Annotated in this window: 4 protein-coding genes; 1 reads left to right on the top strand and 3 read right to left on the bottom strand. The window is 41.2% G+C overall.

From position 1 onward, the window contains the following. A partial coding sequence (locus tag ACZFYI_RS16955; protein ID WP_462525314.1) for a Gfo/Idh/MocA family protein occupies window positions 1-1,133 on the bottom strand: 1,133 nt, incomplete at its 3' end. Between the two features lie 3 nt (window positions 1,134-1,136). Then, window positions 1,137-2,051 (bottom strand): sugar phosphate isomerase/epimerase family protein, encoded by a 915-nt coding sequence (locus ACZFYI_RS16950; protein ID WP_462525313.1) that lies wholly within the window; start codon window positions 2,049-2,051, stop codon window positions 1,137-1,139. Between the two features lie 239 nt (window positions 2,052-2,290). Here ACZFYI_RS16950 and ACZFYI_RS16945 point away from each other — a divergent pair, with 239 nt between their 5' ends. After that, the gene (locus ACZFYI_RS16945) at window positions 2,291-2,650 is read left to right on the top strand and encodes a cupin domain-containing protein (RefSeq protein ID WP_462525312.1); all 360 of its coding nucleotides are present in this window, start codon (window positions 2,291-2,293) and stop codon (window positions 2,648-2,650) included. Window positions 2,651-2,668: 18 nt separating this feature from the next. Here ACZFYI_RS16945 and ACZFYI_RS16940 read toward each other — a convergent pair whose 3' ends face one another. Next, window positions 2,669-3,421 carry an SDR family NAD(P)-dependent oxidoreductase gene (locus ACZFYI_RS16940; protein ID WP_462525311.1) on the bottom strand — a complete coding sequence of 251 codons (753 nt, stop codon included), beginning with the start codon at window positions 3,419-3,421 and terminating at the stop codon, window positions 2,669-2,671. Between the last annotated feature and the right edge of the window lie 399 nt (window positions 3,422-3,820).

Below are 3,820 nucleotides of genomic sequence, written 5' to 3'. Positions count from 1 at the left end.
TCACCGTTTGGAAGGATTTCCTCCTTGATAAACCAATGGAAAGCATCATGTTCCTGATATACGGAAGGTTTGGTCAAACCTCTTTTTCCTCTCCAAATCGGAAGATCGACAGGTTCCCAAAGTTTGGTTTTGGCGGATTTATATGCGGCATCAATGATGGCATTGACCACATAGCCATCGTAAAAGGTTTCCCGCGGTTGCTCCCCTTTTTCGAAAGCATCAAACATATCATTGAACATATTTGGATAACCCAATTCGTGTGCCTCATCCCCAACCGGAAACAGCCATCCTGAGGAGGATTCTGCTTTTTCGGCTACATAGTCACTTCCTGCCCCGCTTGTGAACATCTCAAAGCCGGTTCTCAAGAATGAATTGATCCAAATCGTGCCTTCCGTTCCCATCACCTCGTCCCGCAAATCCATTCCGCCACGGAAAGTCCATGAAACTTCAAACTGCCCGATGGCTCCATTTTCATATTTGACCAAACCGATGGCATGGTCCTCTGCATCGATAGGCTTGACCTGCGTATCTGCCCAACACATGACTTCTACAGGTAAAATGTCTTTGCCTATAAAATTCCTTGAAATCTCCACGCAATGACAGCCAAGGTCAATGATGGCGCCACCACCGGCTTTTTCCATATCCCAAAACCAATCCGAGTGTGGACCGGGATGGGTTTCTCTTGACTTCGCCCAAAGAACCCTTCCGATAGCGCCCGATTCTACACTTTTTACGGATTTGAGGAATTTGGGAGTATAGCAAAGGTCTTCCAAATATCCACCAAACACTCCGGCTTCCTCACATGCCAATGTCATCCTCAATGCCTCTTCGGCATTTCTTCCCAAGGGTTTGGTACACAAGACAGGTTTCTTATGTTTAACGCAAAGCATGACAGCTTCTTCATGGACATAGTTGGGGAGTGCAATGACGACTATATCAGTTTCTGGATGTGTGATGGCTGCCTCCATATCGGTAGTGGAATGGGGGACATTGTAGTCCTTGGCAAATCGGAGTGCGGTTTCTTCTTTTCGGGCATAAACTACTTTTACCAAATCTTTTCCCCTTCTTCCGATGAGAGAATCAGCATAAAACCGACCGATAAAACCTCCTCCGAGAATACAAATATTAACCATATTTTAGCTGTTAAAGAGTTTGTTGATTGCTGAATAACTGATTTTGTGTGCGTCCACGACATTTGTTCTTTGGACTGTTTTTTCTTCGAGACATTGCTCGATCACTAGGTGGGCATTTATCCCCATTTTTTTCACTTCCTCCGCAAACCTGACAAAATCGATATCACCTTGCGGCTGAAAAGTTTCTGTCCAAATACCGTTTTGGGATTGCCTTAGGTGAAAAGATACAATTCTGTCCCCATACATTTTCAAAGTGTCAAAAACCGCCACTTGTGAATTGCCCGAACCCCTATAAATCCAATGGACATCCATGCAAAAGGAAAGGTTTTCAGGAGAAGTATTTTGGAGGACGTGGTGAAACTCCCTTGCTCCGGCCTGCAATTCTACATCATGGGTATGGTATGCTAATTTGATTCCCATGCCTTTGAGTGACTTCCCCATTTTTTCAAGGTAAGCGCTTTGGCAAAGGAGTTGTTTGTCATTTTTGAGCTGTCCGCTTCCCCACTGAATTGGATTGGGATTTGTGACAATAATTTTGGTGCCCAGTTCTTTGGCTTTTTCAGCAATTTCCAAAATCACCTCCATAGATTTTTTGGCAAGGTCCTCTTCATGCATTTGGCTGCCAACATATACAGAAGGGAGTTTGATCTGATACTTTTCCAAAAATGGGATCAATTCCTCCAAATGAGCAGCATCTCTGATAGAAGGCTCGAATCCCGGGATTTTGGTTTGCGTAAATTCTGCCAAACAGGCATCCCAATCTTCGCCCCATGATTTTCCTGCACGGTTATAAAAAGTAACCCAATTGTATTCATTTGCTGAAATAGGTAGATTTTCTTCTTTGCCTGTCAAAAGGTTTTGGCCGGAAAGGATAACAGCCAATCCCGGTAAAGTACCTACAAAGTCCCTGCGGTTCATTGATTTTGGGTTTATTCAATAAATGTAATTTTGAATATACCAAAAATTGGTTTGGCTACCAATGTGAATTTTGGGAGAAGGATTTTCAGAATATCTAAGAGAAAAACTTGAATTTGAATTTTATTAAAAATGGTTTGTAAGAATGGATTTTTGAATTTAAATAGCACTTGTTTCACAGAAAAATTTTCCAAAAAATAAGGACCTTTTTTTCTTTTTCGTTTCCATTAAATCCTTTTCCCATGCAAAAAGTCAACCTTTCCGAAAAATTATCCCTCTTCAAGGATTATTGGAACCCAAGGATAGTGGGGGAACTCAATAGACAACATGTCAAGCTAGTCAAATTCAAAGGGGAGTTTGTCTGGCACAAACATGACAACGAGGATGAAATGTTCCTTGTGGTTTCAGGGAAGTTCAAGATGGAATTGCGGGACAAAACCATTGAACTCAAAGAAGGTGAATTTTTGATTGTTCCCAAAGGTATAGAACACCGTCCTGTAGCGGAAGAGGAGGTGTCGGTGATGCTTTTTGAACCTGCTACCACTTTGAACACAGGAGATACCAAAGGGTATTTGACAAAGGAACATTTGGAAAAAATCTAATTTCTCTGGTTGTTTGGATCAAACCTTCAATCCCATAAATCCTCCGTCAATATTGAAATTGCTTCCTGTGATGAAACTCGCATCATCAGAACCGAGGTAAAACACCATTGCTGCAATTTCCTCAGGAAGTCCCATCCGCCCTATAGGCTGGGTTGCCCCCAATTTTGCAAACATTTCTTTTTCCTGACCCGGATAATTTTTTGCTAAAAAACCGTCCACAAAAGGAGTATGTACCCGACCGGGAGAGATGCAGTTACAACGGATATTATGACTGACATAATCTCTTGCGATGGACAGGGTCATAGACATGACAGCTCCTTTGGTCATGGAGTAAGCAAATCGGTCCGGGATACCTATCGTTGCAGCGACAGAACACATATTGATGATGGCACCGCCTCCATTGGCTTTGAGTTTGGGAATCGCAGCTTGGCTACAGGTAAATACCCCTTTGGTATTGACTTGAAATACCCGTTCGAAATCTTCTTCGCTTGTATTTTCTAAGTTACCGATGTGGGAGATTCCGGCATTGTTGACAAGCACATCTATTTTTTCAGGAAGTCTTCCAAAAGTCTTTTTGACATCCTCCAAGTTAGAAACATCAGCTTGGAGGAAAGTGACTTTGAATCCTTCTTCTAAAAGTTCTTTTTCGACTTCCTTTCCCAAAGATTCATTGTAATCAAGGAAGTAAACGTTGTTTCCTTTGGAGGCAAAAAGCTTGGTGATAGCTAAGCCGATTCCACTTGCCCCTCCTGTGATGATGATGTTTTTCATATCCTAAATATAAGAATGTGATTCGAAAATTCACCTGTGGTAGAGTAGGGGAGAGGCTACATTGAAGGGATTTTTATTGAATCTAACTTAACAATAATCTGATTTTAAAAAACCAGCAGTTATCAATCATATCTTAGCTACTTTCCAAAAAGGAAGAAAAAAGCTCCTTGGAAACAAAAAATTTGTCTTTCAGGGATTCCTGTTTTTTTAAAATGGAATTAAATAATTGGTTAATTATATCTTAAATTTATCAAAATGTCAAATTTTTGGAAATAATAAAGTTAAAATTTAAAAAAAAACACCCAAAATAGCTCTGATAGAGGAGGGGGGGTCAGAGGCTGTCAGCCAGATTGATACCAAGGTAACAAAAAAATCCTCGTGGCGGCACCCTTATGTATG

The organism is Aquiflexum sp. (genome assembly GCF_977115555.1).
Note: the sequence above shows the minus strand (reverse complement) of the source record. Positions and strands in the feature narration are given on the sequence as shown.